22 protein-coding genes and 5 tRNA genes are annotated in these 20,671 nt (G+C 51.3%); 8 read left to right on the top strand and 19 right to left on the bottom strand.

The features are described from left to right. Positions 1-21 precede the first annotated feature (21 nt). From VFT49_00395 to VFT49_00370, 6 genes are all read right to left on the bottom strand, one after another. Entirely contained in the window at positions 22-915 is an 894-nt protein-coding gene (locus VFT49_00395) for a D-alanine--D-alanine ligase (GenBank protein ID HEU5004529.1), read from the bottom strand. Next, on the bottom strand, positions 912-2,168 hold the full coding sequence (gene murF, locus VFT49_00390) for a UDP-N-acetylmuramoyl-tripeptide--D-alanyl-D-alanine ligase (GenBank protein ID HEU5004528.1): 1,257 nt from the start codon (positions 2,166-2,168) through the stop codon (positions 912-914). Before murF ends, VFT49_00395 begins: the two co-directional genes overlap by 4 nt. Before the next feature lie 181 nt (positions 2,169-2,349). Next, positions 2,350-5,565: a cadherin-like beta sandwich domain-containing protein gene (locus VFT49_00385; GenBank protein HEU5004527.1), complete on the bottom strand. Its 3,216-nt coding sequence runs from the start codon at positions 5,563-5,565 to the stop codon at positions 2,350-2,352. A gap of 71 nt (positions 5,566-5,636) precedes the next feature. Then, the gene (locus VFT49_00380; protein ID HEU5004526.1) at positions 5,637-6,338 is read right to left on the bottom strand and encodes a pseudouridine synthase; all 702 of its coding nucleotides are present in this window, start codon (positions 6,336-6,338) and stop codon (positions 5,637-5,639) included. Between the two features lie 238 nt (positions 6,339-6,576). After that, entirely contained in the window at positions 6,577-6,834 is a 258-nt protein-coding gene (locus VFT49_00375; GenBank protein ID HEU5004525.1) for a hypothetical protein, read from the bottom strand. A 16-nt stretch (positions 6,835-6,850) separates the two neighbouring features. Further along, positions 6,851-6,927: transfer RNA gene (locus tag VFT49_00370), tRNA-Ala, on the bottom strand. A 74-nt stretch (positions 6,928-7,001) separates the two neighbouring features. Between VFT49_00370 and VFT49_00365 the strand changes: the two genes are divergently transcribed. Beyond that, entirely contained in the window at positions 7,002-7,700 is a 699-nt protein-coding gene (locus tag VFT49_00365) for a hypothetical protein (protein HEU5004524.1), read from the top strand. Here the strand turns inward: VFT49_00365 and VFT49_00360 are convergent. From VFT49_00360 to VFT49_00330, 7 genes are all read right to left on the bottom strand, one after another. Further along, positions 7,690-8,034, bottom strand: a complete 345-nt coding sequence (locus VFT49_00360; GenBank protein HEU5004523.1) for a DUF488 domain-containing protein — start codon at positions 8,032-8,034, stop codon at positions 7,690-7,692. The two genes, VFT49_00365 and VFT49_00360, sit on opposite strands and share 11 nt — an antisense overlap. A gap of 139 nt (positions 8,035-8,173) precedes the next feature. After that, a tRNA-Ala gene (locus VFT49_00355) sits at positions 8,174-8,249 on the bottom strand. Between the two features lie 183 nt (positions 8,250-8,432). Then, complete coding sequence (locus tag VFT49_00350; GenBank protein ID HEU5004522.1) at positions 8,433-8,990, bottom strand: non-canonical purine NTP pyrophosphatase; 558 nt, start codon at positions 8,988-8,990, stop codon at positions 8,433-8,435. After that, positions 8,990-11,011: an NAD-dependent DNA ligase LigA gene (gene ligA, locus VFT49_00345; GenBank protein ID HEU5004521.1), complete on the bottom strand. Its 2,022-nt coding sequence runs from the start codon at positions 11,009-11,011 to the stop codon at positions 8,990-8,992. Before ligA ends, VFT49_00350 begins: the two co-directional genes overlap by 1 nt. Then, positions 11,008-11,973 (bottom strand): hypothetical protein, encoded by a 966-nt coding sequence (locus VFT49_00340; GenBank protein ID HEU5004520.1) that lies wholly within the window; start codon positions 11,971-11,973, stop codon positions 11,008-11,010. The genes ligA and VFT49_00340 overlap by 4 nt, the downstream gene beginning before the upstream one ends. Before the next feature lie 38 nt (positions 11,974-12,011). Beyond that, positions 12,012-12,884: a M48 family metalloprotease gene (locus VFT49_00335; GenBank protein HEU5004519.1), complete on the bottom strand. Its 873-nt coding sequence runs from the start codon at positions 12,882-12,884 to the stop codon at positions 12,012-12,014. Positions 12,885-12,896: 12 nt separating this feature from the next. Beyond that, positions 12,897-13,469 carry a LemA family protein gene (locus VFT49_00330; protein ID HEU5004518.1) on the bottom strand — a complete coding sequence of 191 codons (573 nt, stop codon included), beginning with the start codon at positions 13,467-13,469 and terminating at the stop codon, positions 12,897-12,899. 77 nt (positions 13,470-13,546) lie between these two features. Between VFT49_00330 and VFT49_00325 the strand changes: the two genes are divergently transcribed. Next, a complete protein-coding gene (locus tag VFT49_00325; GenBank protein HEU5004517.1) occupies positions 13,547-14,737 on the top strand; it encodes a serine hydrolase in 1,191 nt (396 codons plus the stop codon). A gap of 96 nt (positions 14,738-14,833) precedes the next feature. Here VFT49_00325 and VFT49_00320 read toward each other — a convergent pair. After that, positions 14,834-14,920, bottom strand: a tRNA-Leu gene (locus VFT49_00320). Between the two features lie 126 nt (positions 14,921-15,046). On the opposite strand from VFT49_00320, the gene VFT49_00315 reads away from it, so the two are divergent. Both VFT49_00315 and VFT49_00310 read left to right on the top strand, forming a co-directional pair. Beyond that, positions 15,047-16,675: an FAD-binding oxidoreductase gene (locus tag VFT49_00315; GenBank protein ID HEU5004516.1), complete on the top strand. Its 1,629-nt coding sequence runs from the start codon at positions 15,047-15,049 to the stop codon at positions 16,673-16,675. Position 16,676: 1 nt separating this feature from the next. Continuing rightward, complete coding sequence (locus tag VFT49_00310) at positions 16,677-16,937, top strand: hypothetical protein (protein ID HEU5004515.1); 261 nt, start codon at positions 16,677-16,679, stop codon at positions 16,935-16,937. Between the two features lie 16 nt (positions 16,938-16,953). Here VFT49_00310 and VFT49_00305 read toward each other — a convergent pair. From VFT49_00305 to VFT49_00295, 3 genes are all read right to left on the bottom strand, one after another. Next, positions 16,954-17,039 (bottom strand) — tRNA-Leu (locus VFT49_00305). A 26-nt stretch (positions 17,040-17,065) separates the two neighbouring features. Continuing rightward, positions 17,066-17,470: an NUDIX hydrolase gene (locus VFT49_00300; protein HEU5004514.1), complete on the bottom strand. Its 405-nt coding sequence runs from the start codon at positions 17,468-17,470 to the stop codon at positions 17,066-17,068. A 122-nt stretch (positions 17,471-17,592) separates the two neighbouring features. Next, a tRNA-Cys gene (locus VFT49_00295) sits at positions 17,593-17,666 on the bottom strand. An 83-nt stretch (positions 17,667-17,749) separates the two neighbouring features. Between VFT49_00295 and VFT49_00290 the strand changes: the two genes are divergently transcribed. After that, entirely contained in the window at positions 17,750-18,013 is a 264-nt protein-coding gene (locus VFT49_00290) for a hypothetical protein (protein HEU5004513.1), read from the top strand. Positions 18,014-18,075: 62 nt separating this feature from the next. Here VFT49_00290 and VFT49_00285 read toward each other — a convergent pair whose 3' ends face one another. Continuing rightward, a complete protein-coding gene (locus VFT49_00285; GenBank protein ID HEU5004512.1) occupies positions 18,076-18,462 on the bottom strand; it encodes a DUF3817 domain-containing protein in 387 nt (128 codons plus the stop codon). Between the two features lie 134 nt (positions 18,463-18,596). Here VFT49_00285 and VFT49_00280 point away from each other — a divergent pair, with 134 nt between their 5' ends. Beyond that, positions 18,597-19,295, top strand: coding sequence for a L,D-transpeptidase family protein (locus VFT49_00280; protein HEU5004511.1), 699 nt, complete (start codon positions 18,597-18,599; stop codon positions 19,293-19,295). A gap of 76 nt (positions 19,296-19,371) precedes the next feature. Here VFT49_00280 and VFT49_00275 read toward each other — a convergent pair whose 3' ends face one another. After that, a complete protein-coding gene (locus VFT49_00275; GenBank protein HEU5004510.1) occupies positions 19,372-19,647 on the bottom strand; it encodes a hypothetical protein in 276 nt (91 codons plus the stop codon). Positions 19,648-19,728: 81 nt separating this feature from the next. Between VFT49_00275 and VFT49_00270 the strand changes: the two genes are divergently transcribed. Continuing rightward, complete coding sequence (locus tag VFT49_00270; protein ID HEU5004509.1) at positions 19,729-20,154, top strand: SRPBCC domain-containing protein; 426 nt, start codon at positions 19,729-19,731, stop codon at positions 20,152-20,154. A 1-nt stretch (position 20,155) separates the two neighbouring features. Next, the gene (locus VFT49_00265) at positions 20,156-20,497 is read left to right on the top strand and encodes a metalloregulator ArsR/SmtB family transcription factor (GenBank protein HEU5004508.1); all 342 of its coding nucleotides are present in this window, start codon (positions 20,156-20,158) and stop codon (positions 20,495-20,497) included. Positions 20,498-20,671 lie beyond the last annotated feature (174 nt).

Here is a 20,671-nt window from a genome sequence, read left to right as displayed (position 1 = left end):
TATAAGTCTAGGCGTTTTGACCTAGTGGCTCGCTAGCTCGATAAACTTCTTAACAAGCTCCGGCATAGTCATGCCGGCAACCTTGGCAGACTTCGGAAACAGACTCTGATCGGTCAGGCCGGGCATAGTGTTTATTTCTAGTACAAAAATATTGTTGTCGGCATCGACCATCATATCCACGCGCGCCAGGTGTCGGGCGCCCATAACTTTATAAACTTTTTCAGCTAAAGACTGAGCTTTGTTTTGCACTATCGCAGATACGTTTTTAGGCGGGCAGAGCTCCTGGGTTTTGCCATTGTATTTGTTGTCGTAATCAAATTCTTCGTCTACCGGCGGAATAATTTCTATGACCGGCAAAGCCTGACCATCCAGAACCGGCACGGTTATTTCGGTGCCTTCTATTAATTTTTCCAGTACCGCCTTATCTTCCATAGCAAAAATTTCGCTAACCTCCTGTTCGTCTTCGTCCCCGTCTTTGCGAACCACTAACGTGCCGATACTCGATCCGCCGTGCACGATTTTCAACACGTGATGAACTTTGGTGAGCGGATGCCCTATGTAGCTTTTTTCGTCAACTAGCGCTGCTTCAGCCATTGGTATACCGGCGTTAATTAGCTCTAGCCGGGTAGTCCATTTATCGAAACAGGCTATTGATGCAGCGCTATCCGACCCTAAATACTTAAGGCCCCGAGCCTCTAGTTCTTTTTGGATAGTTCCGTCTTCACCATATTTGCCGTGCAAAATTGGTAATACAACAGCGTCGCTCAAATCATCCAATACATCTAGACCGTCGGCGGGATCAGCTTCGACAACCTCAAAACCGGCAGCCTTTGCAGCCTCGGCTACGGCCTTAGCGGACCTTAACGAAACTTGCCTCTCTGGCGAAATTGCGCCACCCAGTACTACGACCTTCATTTAAAATTCTTCCTTTTTACTTCTAGCCAATACTTCGACTGGCGCACTAGCTTCGAAGCGTCTTCTGGGTTAGTCAGCAAAATTTTTATCGCTTCTTCGGCAAAGACTTTGTTTTGCGAGCCCTTGGCAAGGATTAACGCGCCTTTTTTGACTTGAGATTTGACAAACTCGCCGGCCGAATATGGATCATCGAAGACTTTAACTGTGCAACCATTGGCTTCGGCAGCCGGAGCCAAATATTTATTAGCGTCTGGACCAATCGTGACTACTAAATCTAGTTGCTTGGGGTCACAAAATTGGCCAGCCTCTTCGTGTGCCGCTTTAGAAAATTTACCCAGTTCGTTCATATTGCCCAAAATGGCGATTTTTTGCGAAGCTGGCAGGCGATACAGGGTTTTTAGTGCAGCGCTAACTGCTTCTGGGCTGGCATTATAGGTATCATCGATAATTGTCGATCTATTAATACCGGGCAGGCGACGCATTCGGCCAGCCACTGGCTGAATATTGCTCAAACCTTGTTGAATTGTTTGGCTATCTAGCCCAAGTTTATAGGCTACGGCGACTGCAGCCAGAATTGCATAGAGTTGAGGCTCGGCAAAAGCTTCGTGTTCGGCTTTGAATATTTTTTTACCGCCAGCCAGCACATCAAAGTCGCAACCAGACTTACTGAATTGAATGTTGCTCATCTGAAAATCAGCCGGCTGGTTTATCGCGTAAGTTAGGGCACCATCGGTTTGGGTAGCGTGATCATAATCTTTATTTAGCAAAGTTAGGCTGGCCATCTGGGAGATGCTTAACTCTTCAACGGCAACTGCATTCAGATCTTCAAAAAACTCCATGTGCTCGGGTGTGATAGCTGTAACTACGGCAATTTCGGCCTTTAGAAACTTTTTAAATTGGATGATTTGACCTGGCGCATCTGTGCCTACTTCTACAACCACTACATCGTAAGGACAGGGTTTAAACAGTTGAATTTCGTTCTTTATGAATACGCTTAGCCAGGCCAGTGGATTGAACAGGCTTGGTTCCGGGCGACCAAAATAAATCAGCGGCACAGTTACCAAATCGTTATAATTACCTTCTTGATAACGCACCCGTAAGCCCGCCGAGAGCACATTAGCAATAGCAAACTTTGTGCTAGTTTTGCCGATACTGCCAGCCACGGCAACTACTTTAAAATTATTTTTCTTTTGCAGGCGCCGAACTTGCCAGGCCAGGATGGCGGCTACAATTTGCCGGGCTAGTTTTTTCATAAGCTTAAGTATATCAATTTAAAACTAAAAAGCCCCCGGCCCAGACTGCATCCTTGCAGTCGAACCGGGGGGTAGTGCTTTGGCGAGTCACATCTTCTAGCGACCTACCGTCTCACCCTTCCATGGGGGAGCCAGTAGATCTAGGATGCGCCTAGCCAATTGCTGGGTCTTACTCCCAGCTTCAGCCCTTCTTCACCTGAAGGACCGTGGAGTGCTTGCCGTGCCGGGTGACCCGGACGCGGACAACCGTGACGGTCGCCGACGGCTTGCTGAGGTTGCCCGCCGCGTCACGGGCACGAACCACGTACTTGCCCGCCCGCAGGAGGAGGGGGATGTACGTGTGCTTGGACACGCGGTAGCCGTGACCGTTGCGGTACACGATGTAGCTGACGACGCCGATGTTGTCGTGCGACGCGCTCCAGCTCGCCCGCAGCCACTTCTTCGTGGGGCGGATCTTGAGCTTCGACGCGGTCGGCGGCGTGCCGTCCATCAGGCGGAAGATCGTCAGGTGACGCGTGAGCACGTGGTAGCGCCCGTTGTCATCGACGTAGTAGCCGTCCGCCTGGCCCGCCGGCAGATCCGGCGGACGGGTGAGCAGCGGGATGTTGGTGAAGTGCACCCCGTCGTGCGAGTACGAGGGGACGAACCCCTCCCCCGGGCTGGAGAAGACGATCTCCAGCGGGGCCGACAGCTGCGTGATCGGGTTGCCGTTCAGCTCGGCCGTGATGCTCACGACCTGATCGGCGAACCGGTAGCTGCTGTTGTTGCTCTGCGAGCCCACCGGGATGGGCTTGCAGTTCACCGCCACCGGGTCGCTGGTGGTGCCGAACGTGCCGGCACCCCAGATCACCGAGAGCGACTCGGACTTGTTCGTGCCCGCCGCTGCGGGCGTCGTCACGCTCACGACACCGAACTGGTCCGCCGGCGCCGTGTGGGTCACGCTCCCGTCAGGCGACGTCGTCACCGTCGGAGGCGTGCTGGTCGTGGTGGGCGGCGGCGTACCGCCGCCACCGGTGTTGCCGCCTCCGCCCGAGGACGGAGCCGACGCGCGGTTGACGACCACGTTGTACGTCTTGGACACCGAAGCGTCGGCCGACGTCACCGTGATGGCGACCACGTTGTTCCCCACCGACAGGGCCGAGCTGCCGCACCCGGACACGGTTGCGCCGGGGTTGGCCGAGCAGCTGACGCTGACGCTCGACGTGTTGTTGTCGACGCTGGCCTGGTAGTCCGTCGTACCGGCACTGAACGCGGGGTTCAGCGTACCGGCTGACAGGCTCAGGTTCGTCAGGTCGGCGTTGTTGCTCTGGGTGTTGAACGAGGCGTCCGTCGCCCAGGGCTTGGTCGTCACGTCCGTGAGCGTACCCGGCCCAGAGACCGAACCCCACCAGTTGCCAGTGGCGTCGAAGCTGGTGTTGCTCGCCGCCGGCACGGTATTGCCGGTGATCTGGTTGCCGTGAGCGGTCACGGTCGGGGCGTTCGATCCGTTGTAGTCGCGGATCAGCAGCCCGTAGCCCATGCCGCTCAGGGTGTTGCCGGTGATGCTCCCCGAGGTCGCTGTTGCGGAACTGGACCACTGGTCCTGGTTCCAGACGGCGACGCCCGAGCTCGTCGAGCCCGAACTGCTCACCTGGTTGTCGTGGATGTTCAGCGAAGAACTGCCCACGCTCCAGATGCCGTACTGGTTGTTGCTCACCGTGCTATCGCCGACCTCGACGGAGCCTGCCTGGTATAGCAGGATGCCCGCCGCACCGTCGGCGTTCGGATCACTGCCGGCCGGGTCGGCCGTGCAGTTGTCGCCGGAGTTGGCGAGCGTGCAGTAGTTGCCGCTCACCGTGCTGCCGGTGACGGTGCCCGACGCGCCGTAGCTGACCTGGATGCCGTTCTGGGCAGTCAGGCTGGTCTGCCCGGCGCCCGTCACGGTGACGTTCTCGACGTCGGCGGTCAGACCGGAGCCTGACAGCACGACGCCGCCCTTCTGGTAGTCGGCGATGGTCGAGTTCTCGACCTTCACCGTCCGGCTCGAGCCATCGGTGTTGTAGTCGTAGATGCCTACGCCGCTTTGCACCCCATCGAGCGGGTTGTTGCGGACGTGAATGACTGACACATCGTCGATGGTCAGGTCGGCGTTGGAACCGCCGATCCCGTTGAACCGGCCGTTGCTGTTGCCCTGGCCGTTGCCGTCAACGGTCAGGTTGCTGATGGTGACCTTGGCACCGTCCACGGCCACGACCGGCGAGTGCGCCGAGCCGTTGATCGTGAACGACGGCATCGAGGCCGCCGCCTGCAGCGTGGTGCTGCCCGTGCCGGCCCCTTGCAGGTTCAGGTCCTTACTGATCTTGACCTGTCCCGCGTAGGTGCCGGCCGCGACGTGGACCGTGGCGGTCTTCACGACGGCGTCCACGCCAGCCTGGATCGTGCTGAGCTGGTTCAGGGGGCTGCCCTGGTTGCTCGACGATCCGGACGTGCTGACGTAGGCCACCGTGCGGTTGTGCGACGTGTACGCCTGGTCTTGAACGGACCAGCCGTCGTTGGCCGAGCTGAGGTCCAGCAGGTGCTGCTGGACATCGTCCGGCGCCGCGCCGCCCGGGTACGGGTTGGAGTGGGTGGTCGAACCGTCGTAGTTCCCGTTCAGGTGCAGGTTCAGGTCCCACTCGTTGCCGTACTGGCCGTCCTGGTTGTCGTTGATGGTCAGGCCCGTGCCGTCGGTGTACTGCACCGAGATCGCCGACTTGGAGTCGTCGATCGTGTTGCCCGTCACCGAGCCGGTGCTGTTGCGGCCGTCGATCAGGATGTCGTTGCGCAGGCCCTCGATCACGCTGTTCGTGATCGCAAACCCGGTGACGCCCTGCGCGACGGTGATGCCGCGCGTGATGTCGCTGCCCCAACTGAAGCTGAGGTAACTCGTCCCGGCGGCCGGCCCGACGATGTGGACGTCCGTGACCGTCACGTCGTCCGACGTGATGTCGAGCGCGTTCACCGGCGAACTGCCGGCGGACACGTCGAGCTCGGTCTCGCCCTGGCCGTCCAGCGTGAACGGCTTGTTCAGGGCGATGTCCGAGGCATCGAACGTGCCCTTCGTGTACATGGTGCCGTGGTCGGCGAGCGCCGCCTCGGCATCGGGCAGGTTGCTGAACGCGTCCGTGCCCATGGCCGTGGCCGGGCCGGTGCCGTCCGGGTCATCCCCGTTGGCCACCGAACTCCAGGCCGAGTTGACGTACACGGTCGCCGGGGCATCCGCCCTGGCGGAACCGCTGACGGTGGCCGCAAGCAGCAGAACTGCCGCGGCAACCACGAGCCAGGCGACCTTGGGCCGCCATCCGGTGTGGAATTTCACCACATCCTCCTTGGTCGATTTCTGTTTCCACAGGAATACAAGGCACTCCAGATCGCCCAAACCGTATTCTGCTTAACCTACACTAGAGCGTTACTATTAAATCATAAAACCAACTTCTTAGCAAGACCGTGCTAAGGAGTTGCGATTTTGTCAAAATTCTTAAGCTCTAAGACTTCATTCGGCGTAAGGTATCGCCACTGTCCTGGCTTTAAGCCTCCAAGGGTCAAGGGCCCGTATTGGCTGCGGTGCAGCTTTTTGACACATAAATCCACGGCTGCCAGCATGCGCCGAACCTGATGGTTGCGGCCTTCGTGAATAATAAGTTCAATTTTATTATCGGACAGTTTTTGCGTTCTAGCTGGCGCCGTGACACCGTCTTCCAATTCAATACCATCACTTAACTTGTTAAGTTTTTCTTGGGTTATCGTTCCCTCGACTTTAGCTTCGTAAACCTTATCTATCTCATGGCTCGGATGCATTAGCTTGTGAGCCAGCCCCCCGTCATTAGTTAAAAGCAGTGCTCCGCTGGTGTTGTAATCTAGCCTCCCCACCGGAACCACGCGTTCGGAAATATCTATTAAGTTTGTTACTTTTCGACGACTCTTTTCATCTTTTAGAGTCGTAACATAGCCAACTGGCTTGTTTAATAAAATATAGCGGAGCTCTTGTAGGCTTATCTCTTTACCATCGAGTTCGACTTGATCGTTATCTGAGATTTCAGAGTTTAATTGGCCAAGTCGACCATTAACTTTAACGCGCCCAGCCTTGATAAGCCGGTCTGCACCTCTTCGGCTAGCCACGCCCGCTCGAGCTAAATATGCGTTTAGCCTCATAAATGCACCGCCAAAAAGCTAAATAAACAACCCAGTAGAAAGAATATGACCATGCCGTGCTTTTCATATTGCGGCCTATCCCAGACGTGGCCTAATTTAGTAAACCAAGAGTTATAGCCGTATTTAATCTGGAGATAATCACGATATATATGCAAAAAGCAGAACGCAGCTAACAAAACAAAAATAATTTTATAAAACATTAAGGTTATTTTACCGCGCGCTTTAAAAATAGGACGAGTTAGTCGACTCGACCTATAAAGTTGTGCTCTGACTGGCCCTTGTCACCATCGTAAATCTCTAGGGACGAATTTCTCTTGGCCGGCAATATTGGCTCACCTAATCTTACGGGTAAAAAAGGAACGGCAAAAACGCGCTCTTCAAGCCTGGGTCTTTGAGCCAGCGCTTCGGACTGCACAGAGCCGTCTGCAAGTTCGCCGCCATATGTATAACCAGAACCATCGGCGTTTACGTCAAAATCAGCCAGTATTTCTCTCATAATTTCCTTTTAAAAATGGTGGAGCATAGCGGGCTCGAACCGCTGACCTCTTGCATGCCATGCAAGCGCTCTAGCCAACTGAGCTAATGCCCCTCGCTTTGAACCCGCCTATTATAACCAATTTATATCTGTAAATCTAGCATTAAACCCTACTGTATAATTAGCTTGTGAATTTGAACTTTGGTTTTTCTGTGAGCATGGCTGGGCTAAAAAGGCCGGATGCTCCAGCCCTACTAAATGGAATGTTAGAGGCTGGCTGCAGAGCAATCCAGCTCCAGATAGTTCCGCGAATCATAGAAGAGTGGCCGAAACACCTAGACATCATAAATCAATTTGAATACCGGACCATTCATCTTCCTTATTTAAAAGAAGCCGATAATGACGCTGAGCTGAACAAAGCCTTGCATAAATTAATAGATGAAATTAACGCGCAGAATCTTACGTTTCATCCAAAAAATACTGACTTTCGATGGCTGGCCGATGAGTTTGGGGAGCAAATCTGCGCTGAGAATATGGACTGGCAAAAAGATTTTGGGCAATCCCCAAAAGACCTAAAGAAAGTGTTTGACGAGCTGCCAAACGCTGGCTGGACATTTGATGTTAACCATGTTTTGACCAACGACCCGTCGTTAAAGCTGGGCGATGAACTTTATGAAGCTTTCGCGCCAAGACTGCGGCAATATCATTTGAGCGGCTTTGGCGGTACTAACTTGCCGCACACTTTGCTAGCTGACACCAAGCAAGATCAAGTTATAAATCTTATCAAAGACCGCTCGAAGCCAATCATTCTGGAAAGTCTGGGTTCTATAAATCTGGAGCGCTACCAGGAAGAGCTGAATTATTTAGCTAATTTCTTTAAGATTTAAGCACATCGGCTAGGACAATCGCCTGGTTATGCTCCTCGTCGTGCGCGCTGTAAAGCAAGGTTAATTTCTTGTGTTCTTTTTCCAAATTTTTGAGTTGCTCGAGCAAATCGTCATTATTTTTTAACTCTTCTTTATACCTTTTTTCGAATTCTTCCCATTTGGCCGGGTCGTGGTTGAACCATTTGCGTAAACCATCACTAGGCGCGACGTCTTTCATCCATAGATCCAAAGCCGCTTTTTCTTTACTAACGCCCCGCGGCCATAGCCGATCTACCAGCACACGATACCCGTCGTCTTTGCTTTTTACTTCGTAAACTCGTTTGATAGCAATCATAGAAATATTATAACCCGCGAGCTTATGGGGTCCCCGCAAATTTTGAATTTGTGGGGAAAAGGAAGAGCTGCGAAGACCAAATGAAAAAAGCGCCACTTGTTTGCGCTTTTTTGTCGTTTGGTCGAAGCGAATTCTGACGTGGTGGAGCGTATCGGATTCGAACCGATGGTCTCCTGTGTGCGACACAGGCGCTTTACCAGCTAAGCTAACGCCCCATACGCTCCACATTTTACTATAGTAGCTCTAGCCAACTGAGCTATGTCCCCTCGTCGAAGCTTACGCAGAAGTTTTGTTTTGCTGATAACCGGCAAAAGCTTCAACCTAGTGCTAAGCTTCTCCTCCCAAAATCTCAAACGGTGAGTAGCTACCCGCTTTAAAATTTTGGCTTAAGAATTAACTTATTTATCAACTTCGCTCAGGAATTTTTTGATCTGTGGGTAGACCGTGCTTGTGCGCAGACTGTATTTGGCGGTTTCTTCTTCGTTCATTTCGGCATTGGTCTTATCTTGCCCCTCTGGTATAAAAATCCCGTTAAAGCCAAAACCATCATCACCGCGAGGGTGATCGGGAATGCTACCGCGCAATGAGCCTTCGAAAAACTCTAGACGCTCGCCGTCAAAATAAGCGAAGCATACAGAGGTTGTCGCCCCACGCTGACCAGTGCCATCGCACAATCTGCAGATTTCTTCAAATCCCATAGTTTCTATAAACCACTTAATGAACGGGCCCGGCAATTTGCCACCAAGGCAATCCATAGTAAAGCTAATGTCTTCAACCAAGACTGGTTTTCCTATCTTCTCGTAGGCTTGCCGAACTTTGTGTTCCACAATTTCTCTGGAATTTAATGATTGCAATTCATCCAAATCCAACTTTTGATGGTCAATTGGATGATCTAAGTATTTGGCCATGAATTCTGCCTTTTTAGCATTGCCGGTTATAAAAGTTACATCTGCCATTATTTTTCTTCTATCAATTTTAAAAATTCGATTTCGTCTATTTGTTTAGTGCCAAGTTTTTCGGCTTTGGCCAGCTTGCTGGCGCCAACGTTTGCGCCAACGACCAAATAATCAGTTTCTTTACCGACACTACTTTGAAAGGTGCCGCCAAGGCTCCGAATCCTTTCAGCTGCTTCATCGCGGCTCATAGAACCAAGCGAGCCGGTGAGCACAAAATTCTTGCCAACCAGCGGACCGTGGGCTTCTTCGGCCTTTTTGGGCGTAACGCCAAATTGCTCGAATTTTTGGAGCAATCTTTGGTTGCGCGGCTCTTCGAACCATTCGACAATCGCCTCAGCTACCACCTCGCCGATGCCCTCGACTTCGGATAGCTCATCGATGGTCGCCTGCGACAATTTTTCGAGGCTATGAAAATGCGTTGCCAAATCGATAGCAGTTTGCGTGCCAATGTGACGAATGCCAAGACCATAAAGAAACCGCGGTAATGGTGGATTTTTCTTATCGTGGATGGCTTTTACCAATTTGCTGGCGGAAATTTCGGCGAAGCGATCTAGCTTTAGCAGATCCTCTTTTGTAACTCTATAAATATCTGCCTGATCCTTGATTAGTCCAGCGTCTAGCAAGGCAATAACGTTCTTTTCGCCCAAACCATCAATATCGAGTGCGGCTTTGCTGGCATAATGTTCGATCTGCTTCCAAGCTCTGCTTGGACAGGCGTTGTTCGGGCAGCGCCAGTCGACATCGGCGGCTTTAACGCGGACCAGCTTGGTGCCGCAATCCGGACAAACATCGGGCATCTCGAACTTCTTTTCGCTGCCGTCGCGCAGTTTAACTAATGGTTCGACAATTTCCGGAATCACATCGCCGGCTTTATGGATGATGACGGTATCGCCAATACGAATGTCTCTGCGGGCAACTTCGCTTTCGTTATGAAGCGTGGCCATTTGAACGGTGCTGCCGGCTACCACCACCGGCTCCAGCATGGCGACCGGCGTGGCCTTACCGGTGCGGCCAATGCTGACAAAAATATCTTTGACTTTTGTAGTGGCCTGTTCGGCCGGGTATTTGTAGGCTACGGCACCGCGCGGCGCCTTGCCGACCACGCCAAGGCGGGCTACTTGGTTACGGTCATTGACCTTTACCACCAGGCCGTCGGTATTGAACGGCAAGTCTTTGCGCTTTTCTTCCCATTCACCCGCAAATTCCAGAACTTCTTTGGGTGTTTTGGCGACCCTGGCTACCGAGTTGGCTCTTAGGCCCAGCTCGCGAATGACTTTATAAGCATAGTCGTTGCTCGGCACGTCGTCCGGATCAGCGCGCAACATATCGTAAGCGTGGAATTCTAGCGGCCGGCTGGCAACCAGCCTGGGATCAAGTTGTCGAATAGTGCCGGCCGCCAGGTTGCGCGGGTTGGCGAACTTAGGCAAGCCGGATTTTTGGCGTTCGGCGTTTAGTTTCTCGAATTGATCTTTATACATAACGATTTCGCCGCGAATCTCGGTACGGCCATTCAAAAACTGCTCAAAGCCTTTGGCGCGCCGCAAGCTAAGTGGAATTGATTCAATGGTACGCACATTAGCTGTCACATCCTCGCCAACAAACCCATCTCCACGCGTCACGCCCTGCACTAACACGCCATCTTGATAAACCAGCGCGCAGGCCAAACCGTCCATTTTGACGTCCATGAAATATTCGAACTTTTCGTTTGGCAAGAGTTTTTGAATTCTCGCCACCCAGGCGTTAAATTCGGCTTCGTCAAATACATCATTGAGGCTCAGCATTCGGCTGGAGTGAGTAATCTTTTTAAACTGTGGCAGCGGCTCGCCAGCCACGCGCTGAGTCGGACTATCTGGCGTAATTAGTTCGGGGTGCTCACTCTCGATTTGAGTCAGCTCATGCTTCAGGCTGTCGGCCGCGGCCTCGCTCATTATAGATTTATTGAGCACATGGTAGTTATAGCGATAGTCGTTTATGAGCTCGCGCAATTTAGCCGCTCGTTCGGCTGGATTATCTTTGCTCATGCGAGCAGCCCTCTATATAGGCTGTATAGGTAGGCGTGCACGAATAAAATTGCCAGCATCCCGAGCAAGTAAAAAACTGGTGCAGCAAAAAAAGTAGCGTACAAAATCAGCGGGATCATAATTACCGCCATAACGAGCAGAATTAAAATTGGCAAAAATAGCACGCGCCTAAGTATTGCCCAGCGACGATATTGCACTAGTTTTTTGGCGGAACGCAGCGCATCACGCGGCTGCATATCGGGTAAGGTTACGATGTAGACGGCGAATATCGACGCGCTAACCATGTAAACTGACCACGCCCCTAGCAGCAAGAAAACAATCACGAACACCGCCGTCCATAAACCACTAACCGTCCCTAAGCTGGAGGCAATCGCGCTTAAGGCGACCGAACCAAAGGTTATAGGAAGCAGCTGGATAATTATAAAGAACGCTACCAGCAAAAATGGAATTAGTGGCGCCATCGAATTATAATAAGCAGCCTTTACAGTAATTTTCTGACCAGCCAGCAAATGCCTAAGCGCCCAAATTATAACCAAGCTTTCTAAAACGATCAGCACAGTCTGTAGTGCCGAACCGGTGGATGAGCTTGATGCACCAGAGCTGGTTATTAGCGTCAAAAAGGCAGAAGCACCGGCGACAATGGGGTGGGCGCTGTCGCCGTTGCTGTTCAGGTCAGTTTTAATGGAATTTACACTGCTAGACAAATCACTAATGCCGCTGGCGAAAAGTATGTTCAATATCAAATAAACCAAAACTATGCCGCCGAGCGGCTTCCAGTGCGCAGCGATTGACCTAACTACTTGGGCGGTTAGCTTAAAGCTGTTAACTAATGGTTTTTGGGTACGAGCTTCTTTTTTGGCTTTAGAGCGAGCTTGCTTGCGCGTAGTTTTGCGCATGCGCGGCGCGCCAGCTACTTTGCTGGATTTAGCAGAAGATTTCTTTTTAGTCTCCGCTTTTGGCATTACTAATATTATACCCCAAACAGAGGTAAATAGCGCGCTTAGAGCTCCATTTCGCGCAGGACTCGTATACGCTCTTCAATCGGCGGATGAGTGCTGAAAAGCCCGGCAACACTGTGGCCTTTAAGCGGGTTAGCAAAGAACATGTGAGCCGTAGAAGTATTTTGTTTGCGCAAAACACTGCCCGTTTTTTCTATTTTTTCCAAAGCGCTGGCCAGGCCTTCCGGATATCGGGTAGTCAGCGCGCCGGTGGCATCGGCTAAATATTCGCGGCGGCGGCTAATGGCTAACTGCAAAAGCATGGCGGCAATTGGCGCTAAAATAGCGGCCACGATGGCGATAATAAAGGCCAGCTGGTTGTTCTCGCGTTCTTGCCTATCGCCTCCCCAAAAGGTGAATCGCAAAAAGAAATCGGCAATCATGCTGATGATGCCAGCCAGCGCAAAAGCTAGCGTATTAACTCTAATATCATAATTTTTAACATGGCCAAGCTCGTGAGCTATAACTCCTTCTAGCTCGGTGTCGTTCATGACTTGCAGCAGGCCAGTGGTAGCACAAACCACCGAATGATTCGGGTCGCGGCCAGTAGCAAAAGCGTTAGGTGATGGATCGTTCATTATATAAACTCGCGGCATTGGCAAACCGTCGGTGATTGCCAAGTTCTCAACTGTTCGCCATAAGCGCGGATCATCTTTTTTAGTAATTTCTTTGGCGCCATTCACGGCCAGGGCCATTTTGGCTCCAAAAAAATAACTAAAGCCCGCGTAAATTAGACTAAAAAGGCCGACGGTAAACAACAACCCCGGCTGGCCGGTGGCTTTGCTGATCGCAAAAGCAATTGCCCAAAGGAGCACCAAAAAGAAGAACATCAGAAAAACTGTGCGGCGCTTGTTACTGCTAATTTGCTCGTACATTACGACTACACCCTATTTAGAAAAGTCTACTTTGACAGGCTCTTTAATTTCATCCTGCTGGTCAGCGTCAACATCAAAGAATTCGCGCGGCTGACTAAAGCCAAGGTGCCGGGCAAACATGTTAGTTGGAAAAACCTTAATCTTTATATTAAAGTCTCGGACCGCGCCATTATAAAAGCGTCGGGACGCCTGAATTTTGTCTTCTGTATCGGTAACTTCTTCTTGCAACTGCTGAAAGTTTTCGCTGGCGCGCAATTGCGGATAGGCCTCGGCTACGGCAAACAAGCTCTTCATAGCTTGCTGGAATTGATTATCGGCCTTGGCGGCTTCGCCAACAGTCTTTGCACTTAGAGCTTGAGTCCGAGCTTTGGATACGTTTTCAAAAACTGACTTTTCGTGAGTGGCGTAACCCTTCACGGTATTAACTAGATTAGGAATAAGATCATAGCGCCGCTTAAGCTGAACTTCTATATCGCTCCAGGCTTCATCAACACGAACTTTGGAACGGACCAAGCCGTTATATAGCACACCGATACTTATAAGAATTACGGCGATGACGACCAGAACTATAATTACTGCTACCATTTCTACTCCTTACACCTTAATTATAGCAGTTCTAAGCTTAAAGCGAGCTTTAAGCTTAGAGTGTATTCTAGTAAGTAATGACTAAACAAAAGTTGCTCCGGTACACTATCGCCTTAGCGCTGATAATTATCATTGTTATTGAAGTTTTTAATCTGACCCGGCCGTTTGCGCAAACAAGCGCCAGTCTGGCTAGCTTGGATACACCCAAGCCTGCTGCCGCAAGCCTGCCCTGGCCCAGTGGCCAAATGGCTTTGGGCACAACAGAAGACGGTCTGCTCGCCATTCATGGCCAGCAGACTCCGGCACCGATCGCCAGCATCGCCAAAGTAATTACGGCCCTGAGCGTCTTGCAAAAAAGTCCTTTAAAATCTGGCGAGCAAGGCCCGACTATAACTTTGACAGACAATGACGTGGCTATTTATCAAAAATATGCCGCCGAAGACGGCTCGCTGGTACCAGTAACTGCCGGCCAGCAAATAACCGAATACCAGGCCTTGCAGGCCATGATGCTGCCGAGCGCCAATAATATCGCCGATTCTTTAGCAATCTGGCAGTTTGGCTCAATTAGCACCTACACTACCTACGCCAATAGCTACGTAAAAAGTTTGGGCATGACCGGCACCACCGTTTCTGACGCTAGCGGGTTTTCGCCACAAACCGTTTCTACAGCCAGCGACTTGTTCAAACTCGCTTATGCAGCTATGGGCAATCCGGTTATAGCCGACCTTGTCAGCCAGCGAGTGGCTGACTCACCGGCTTTTGGCACTATCTATAATGTTTCGGACAGCATTTTGGGCAGCGACGGAATTGTTGGCATTAAAACCGGCAACACCGACCAAGCCGGCGGCTGTTTTATGTTTGCCGCCAAACACACCATAGACGGCCAAACCAAAACAATTATTGGTGCCGTGGTTGGTGATCCGGACCTATCGAGCGCATTATCAGATAGCCAAACAATTATCAAAAATGTTGATGCTAACTTTACGCTAGTCGAACCGGTCAAGGCCGGACAAGTAGTAGCTACATATAAAACCAAGTGGGGCAAAACCTATCAAGCGATCGCCACCAAAGACGTAAAAATGCTGGTCTGGAAAGATAAGACCCCGAGTGTTAAAGAAAATATTAAACCTATCAAAACGCCGGCTACAAAAGGTCAGAATGTGGGCACTGTTCAATTATCTAGCGGCACAACCACCGCTTCAAGCGGCGTTATTCTAAAAACAGACGTACCGAAACCGCCGATAACCTGGCGCCTGACACATTTTTGAAAATAAAAAAGCCCAGCTTTGCTGGTCTTTTTATGTGGGAAGGTTCAAGCTGTCCTCAAAATAAGAATATGACCATCAAAGATAGTCATATTTTCATGGTGGGGATGAAAGGACTTGAACCTTCACGGGCGTAAGCCCACTACGTCCTGAACGTAGCGTGTATACCAATTTCACCACATCCCCTCGCCGGAGTTTACGCCGTCTCGTTCTGCCCCTTTCGGCAAGAGCTTCGACTTTTGGCTAGACCAATTGTACGTGAGCCAACCGGTCGCTGACAAGGGTAGCGTGCTATTATACTTACTAATCGGTATGAGTAAGGTTGCTCAATATTTACAGGAACATTTGACGGGGGAGGTCACTGTTAGCCCCGAGGCGCGGCGGCATTTTGCCTATGATGCCAGTATACTTAGAATGGCGCCGGCTATGGTGGTTTACCCGCGCACAGAAGATGACGTGCGCAAAACCGCTCGATTTTCTTGGCAGCTGGCCGAGCGCGAGCGCGGCCTGCCCATAACTGCTCGCGGCGGCGGCAGCGACACCTCTGGCGCGGCCATCGGCGGCGGCATTTTGCTAGCGATGACCGCTCACATGAACCGCATCTTAGCGCTTGATCCCAAAAAAGAGTTCGTCACTGTTGAACCGGGGGTTAGCTACGACAAGCTGCAGCAAACTCTTTACACGCACGGGTTGTTTCTGCCCGTCTACCCTGCCTCTGCGTCTTATGCTACACTCGGCGGCGGCATCGCCAACAACGCCGTTGGCGAAAAATCGGTTAAATACGGCGATACTTTGCGCTTCGTCCAAAACCTGCGCGTGGTTTTAGCCAACGGCGAAATTATCGAAACTGGCCCGTTAAGTAAGCGCGAACTTAACCGCAAAATGGGCCAATCGAATTTTGAAGGCGAAGTCTACCGGGCGCTGGACAAATTGCTCGAAGAAAACGCCAGCCCCATAAGCAACTATGCCAGCCAAAAGCAAACTCAATATGTTTCTGCCGGCTACAACCTCGACAAGGTAAAAACTAAAGACGGCTTCAATTTAACTCCTCTGTTTGTCGGTTCGCAAGGCTCTTTGGGCATTATTACAGAGGCAAGTCTAAAGGTTGTCAGTCACACGCCGACCACTACTCTTGCCATGGTCAGCCTAAATAATTTGAACGATTTTGCCGACATGCTGCCAGAGATTTTGAACCTCAAACCCAGCCTGCTTGATATGGTTAATAAGCAGGCCTTAGAGCAGGTTAGCAAAATAAATCCAAGCCAACTGCATAACGCCCTCGGTCTAACTAGCGCCGCTATTCACTTGTTCATTGAGTTCGACGAGCACCGCGACGGCCAGCAAAAGAAAGATGCCAAGAATCTAATAAAGCTGGTCGATAAATATGGTGGTTATTGCAAAGTTGCCGACACGCCAGAAGAGCAACAGTCTATCTGGAAAGTTCGACACAGTGTGTCGTCGCTAGTTAATCACGTTTATGGGCCCCGGCGCGCCGTGCCGGTGGCTGAAGATATTGCCGTACCGATCGACCGCTTGGTTGACTTTATGCGCGCAGCAGAAAAAGTTTACGTTCAAGCCGACCAACCGGCAGCCATATGGGGACAAGCCGGTAGCGGTATTGTGCGCATGCACCCAATTTTGGATCTCGCCCAAGTTGGCGACCGCCAGAAACTATTTAAAATTCAAGACACTTTGTATGCGGCAGCTCTTAAGGCCGGTGGCAGTATCAGCGCTGGGGCCGGCGATGGCCGTGTTCGCGCGCCTTATTTACGAGCCGCTTTGGGCGACGACATGTACAAGCTGATTCTGACCACTAAGCGCATCTTTGATCCGCACAATTTGCTTAACCCTGGTGTAAAAACCGCCAATACAGAACAAGTACGCGCCATAATGCGCAGCGACTATTCGGTGCGCAATCACGAGCACCTACCTAGAAGTTAATATGTATACAGTCCTTGGATTAATTGGGGCGCTGCTAATCCTGCTGGGCTTTTATAGAATATCCATCGGCCGCTGGACCGGAAAATCATTTTGGTACGAGCTCGATAATCTAGTCGGAGCAGTGATGGCTGGCATTTACCAAATTCATTACAGGGCCTATATAAGCGTTGCCATAAACGTGGTTTGGGCGGTTGTTGCCCTGCGTGGTCTGAGCTCTTACGCCGAACGCAGAAGAAACAAAAATAAAATTAAAACCGACTAGAGAGCCGGCTTTAATTTGGTGGGCGAGGAGGGACTCGAACCCTCAAGCCTTATCGGCAACGGATTTTAAGTCCGCAGCGTATACCAATTCCGCCACTCGCCCGTTTCCTGATAAATCATTATACAAATTTATAGATGGAATTGCTTGTTTTTTAATGCCTTGATAATCGCTACGACATTCGGAGAAAGAACTTTATCTTCAACTTCGCCAGAGAGAATGTTTATAAAACGAATGTCATCAAATGTCTTTTCCATCAACTTTAAATCGCCGGTAACTCGAGAAGGCCTAAACCAAGTGTAGTGCCAATCGTACCCGTTGTCTCCGAATTCGGTAGCTCCAACTTCTTCTAAACCCTCAACTACAAGGTTGACTTCCTCTAAGGCTTCACGGGTAGCGGCCTGTGCCGCTGACTCGTTTTCTTCAACCTTGCCGCCTGGCAGCTCCCATTGCGAAAGACGCGGCGTGTTACGGTGAATCAACAAAACCCGGCCATGGACATTGGTAATAATACAACCTGCTAACCGCCTAACCATTTTTTAATTATAACCCGCGAGCTTTTAGGATAAAGCAAACGGAAAAGCAAGGACAATGCAAGACCCCGCTCTTTTTGGCAATCAAGTAGCCAAAAAGAGCGGGGTCGTAATTAGTTCTTGCGTGGAGGCGCGAACGAGATTCGCACTCGTGTACAGGGTTTTGCAGACCCTTGCCTAACTCCTCGGCCATCGCGCCATGGTCGGCATTGGTAAGTTTCCAATGCTGGTATTTAAAACAATACCAGTCAATTATACCTTAAGATGTTGCAACTTTAACCTATGCAGGCTATCTTAAAACTATTAGTACTTAATGTGGTGGGTAGAGGGAAAACCATGGGAGTATGGGATTGGAGCCAGCCACTCGGCCTCGGCGCATTCATTTTGGGCATGGCGGTAGTTTTGCTGGTATTGGCATTGGCTATTCGCGTGCTTAGCACTGTTCCAACCACCGGCACTGGCCGCAGCACGTCTGCAGCTGCCAGCAACGGTAACGCTGCTCGTAGCACTAGTAGCACCCGCCGCGCTTCAACTCGGCGCCGCTAATTCTCTTGCAAGAGGGTTAAGTAAAATTCCCGCTTAAGATATTAGGCGGGAATTTTGATTGCCTAGCTTTCGTCTACAAGCTGGCGGTAGCTTAGCAAAAATACCGATTGTTTAAGGTTTAATTTGCGGCGGTCGTGGGCGACCCATTGCTCAAACACTAGCGAACCGTATGGCGGCACACTGGCAATGCCGGCAATTGAAGTCTGGCGTAGGCTCCAGTCCTGGCTGGGTGAAAGAACGACCACGGCAGCTATATAAATAAGAAATAGAGTCCCGTGAACACTGCCGGCCAAAGGTACGGATACTACATTGCCCGGTACAATGTATTTTTCGAACAAAATGCCAATTATTAAAATTGTCCATCCAGCCGCTTCGGCCAGCGCCGCCAAGCGGAATAATCCCCACGCCTCGAGTTCAGTAAACGGCCGGAAGTTTTTGTAAGCTTGCACCTTTTAATTATACGCTAGCGGCCTTGCCTAATCTGTTATTTTATTGCCAACAATGAATTTTTATGGTAAAACAGCTAAGTCATAGGTCCATTACGATCCGGAAAGGAGTTTAGGGGTCTATGAGGCTCATCGCTATGGCGGCTGCGACCCTGGTCGCGGCCATTTGCGCCAACTCGTCCCTAGCGGCCTCGCCCGCCAGGCTGCAGCCCGGCAGCAACGGCTCGTCCGTTACCGTGCTGCAGCAAGACCTGCACATGAACGTGCACGCCGATTACTACGGCAGCGCGTTCGACGGCGCGTTCGGCCCGCTCACCATGTCGGGCCTGCAACGCTGGCAGAAGGCCGAGGGCTACCGGCCCACCGGCTGGATCGTCGTCGGCAGCAGCCAGTGGAACAAGCTGAGGAGCGAGGCAACTGTCGAACGGCTGCCCAGCTACATCAGCCAGACGGCCATCAGTGCCGCTCGCCAAAGCGGCTGGGCGGTAGATGCGAGCAAGTCGCCGGCCATCGTCTCGGTGCTGCGTCTCAACCCCGTGACCAAGAATGTCACGGTGGCACTCAGCACACCGGTGGCCTACGCCGGCAACATCGATGGCGTGCAGTACACGACCCACGACGGCGTGTTCCACATCTACGCCAAGTTCGGGCCGGACTTCGTATCGCGCGAGTACAACAACGCGCCGATGCCCTACGCCGCCTGCTTCAACGGCGGCCAGTGCCTGCACTACGACGGGCTGTTCCCCAGCCATGGGTGCATCCACATCCCGTCGATGTCGTATGCGCGCTACATCAACCGTCTGCCTCGCGGCACGACGGTCGTTGTGCACGAGTGACAGCAGTGAGCAGTCCGCCGCGAGTGACGGCTCCTACCAAGGAGCCTCCTCGCAGCGGATACGCTTTTATAATTATCTAGTCTCCAAATACTCCAACAGTCAGTTCGGCCCAAACAAACAGAAATGCCGCCGCCAACAAGCCCACGGCCATAATTTTGCGCTTTTGATCTTGGATTTTTGCTATTACCAAATCAAGCGCCAGCGCTGTGGCAAACAAGAGCACAGCCGCAACCACAAAATCACCAACACTCCAATCCACCGAGTCACTAAACTGCATAGCAACCAGCGGCACCAGCAATATCGCTATTGTTATAAGAGCTATTTTTGCCAACCACCTAAAATTCGACTTCATGCTCTGATTATACCTTGCAGTAATCGTTGCAATATAAATTATAATGTGCAACAATTGGTTGCATAAAGTAAGGATTTAAAGATGGACGACAAAATTGATTGCGAAATAACTATTAACGCGCCGATTGAGACTGTTTGGAAGGTGGTGACCGACCCTGCCCAATGGTTCGGCGACAGAGCCATAGTTGATTTACGGCCTGGCGGCAAAGGCACCGTTGGTTGGGACAAATTCGGGGATTGCCCAATGGAAGTTATTGAGCTTGATGAGCCAAAGCTGTTCTCTTTCACCTGGATCGCGCCAGATGAAGAAACCCGCAGCGTAGGCCAAAAAACCTTGGTCAAATTCAAGCTATCGAAAGACGCCGAAGGCACCAAACTCCATTTGACGGAAAGCGGCTACGGCGAACAGCTGTTCAGCGACGAGCAAAAGAAAAGCCTGTTTGGCAAGCACATTTCTGGCTGGGGCCACTTTACGGGGCACATCAAGCAGCTCGCGGAAACCGAATAAAATGCAAGCCTCAACCTTCAACGAGAACCTATGGTTCGCCATTTCTGAACCCAGCCGCCGCAGGCTGATTGAAGCTCTGCTGAGCGGCGGCGAAGCTACAGCCAGCGGCTTAGCGAGACAGATGACAATCAGCCGGCAGGCGATCGCGAAACATTTGTCCGTGCTTAAGCAGGCAGGGTTGGTAACTTCCAGGCAAGCAGGCAAAGAAGTTAGGTTCAACGTGCAGCTTAAAGAACTAGACAACGCTGCCAGCGAACTCTACCGGGCTTCGCAGCTTTGGCAGAGTCGCTTAGAAAAAATCAAACAAATTTCCGAAGAAGTCAGCCGCCAAAACCAAAATTGAAGCTCGCGGCATCTCTCGACTTTGGAGTGAGTCTTTTTTGAGCGGCGCTAAAGACATTTGCAATTCTTCTTCATGATTCTTAATTTGCTCCATTTTGTTCCGGCAAGAATGTACTCTTGAAAAAGAACATTAGTATTGTGTTGACAATGCATACTACCTTGTATAGCATAGTAG

The sequence above is a fragment of the Candidatus Saccharimonadales bacterium genome, assembly GCA_035758565.1.
In the GTDB taxonomy this organism is placed as follows: Bacteria; Patescibacteriota; Saccharimonadia; order Saccharimonadales; family UBA10212; genus DASTXL01.
This window is presented reverse-complemented; position numbering and strand designations above follow the sequence as displayed.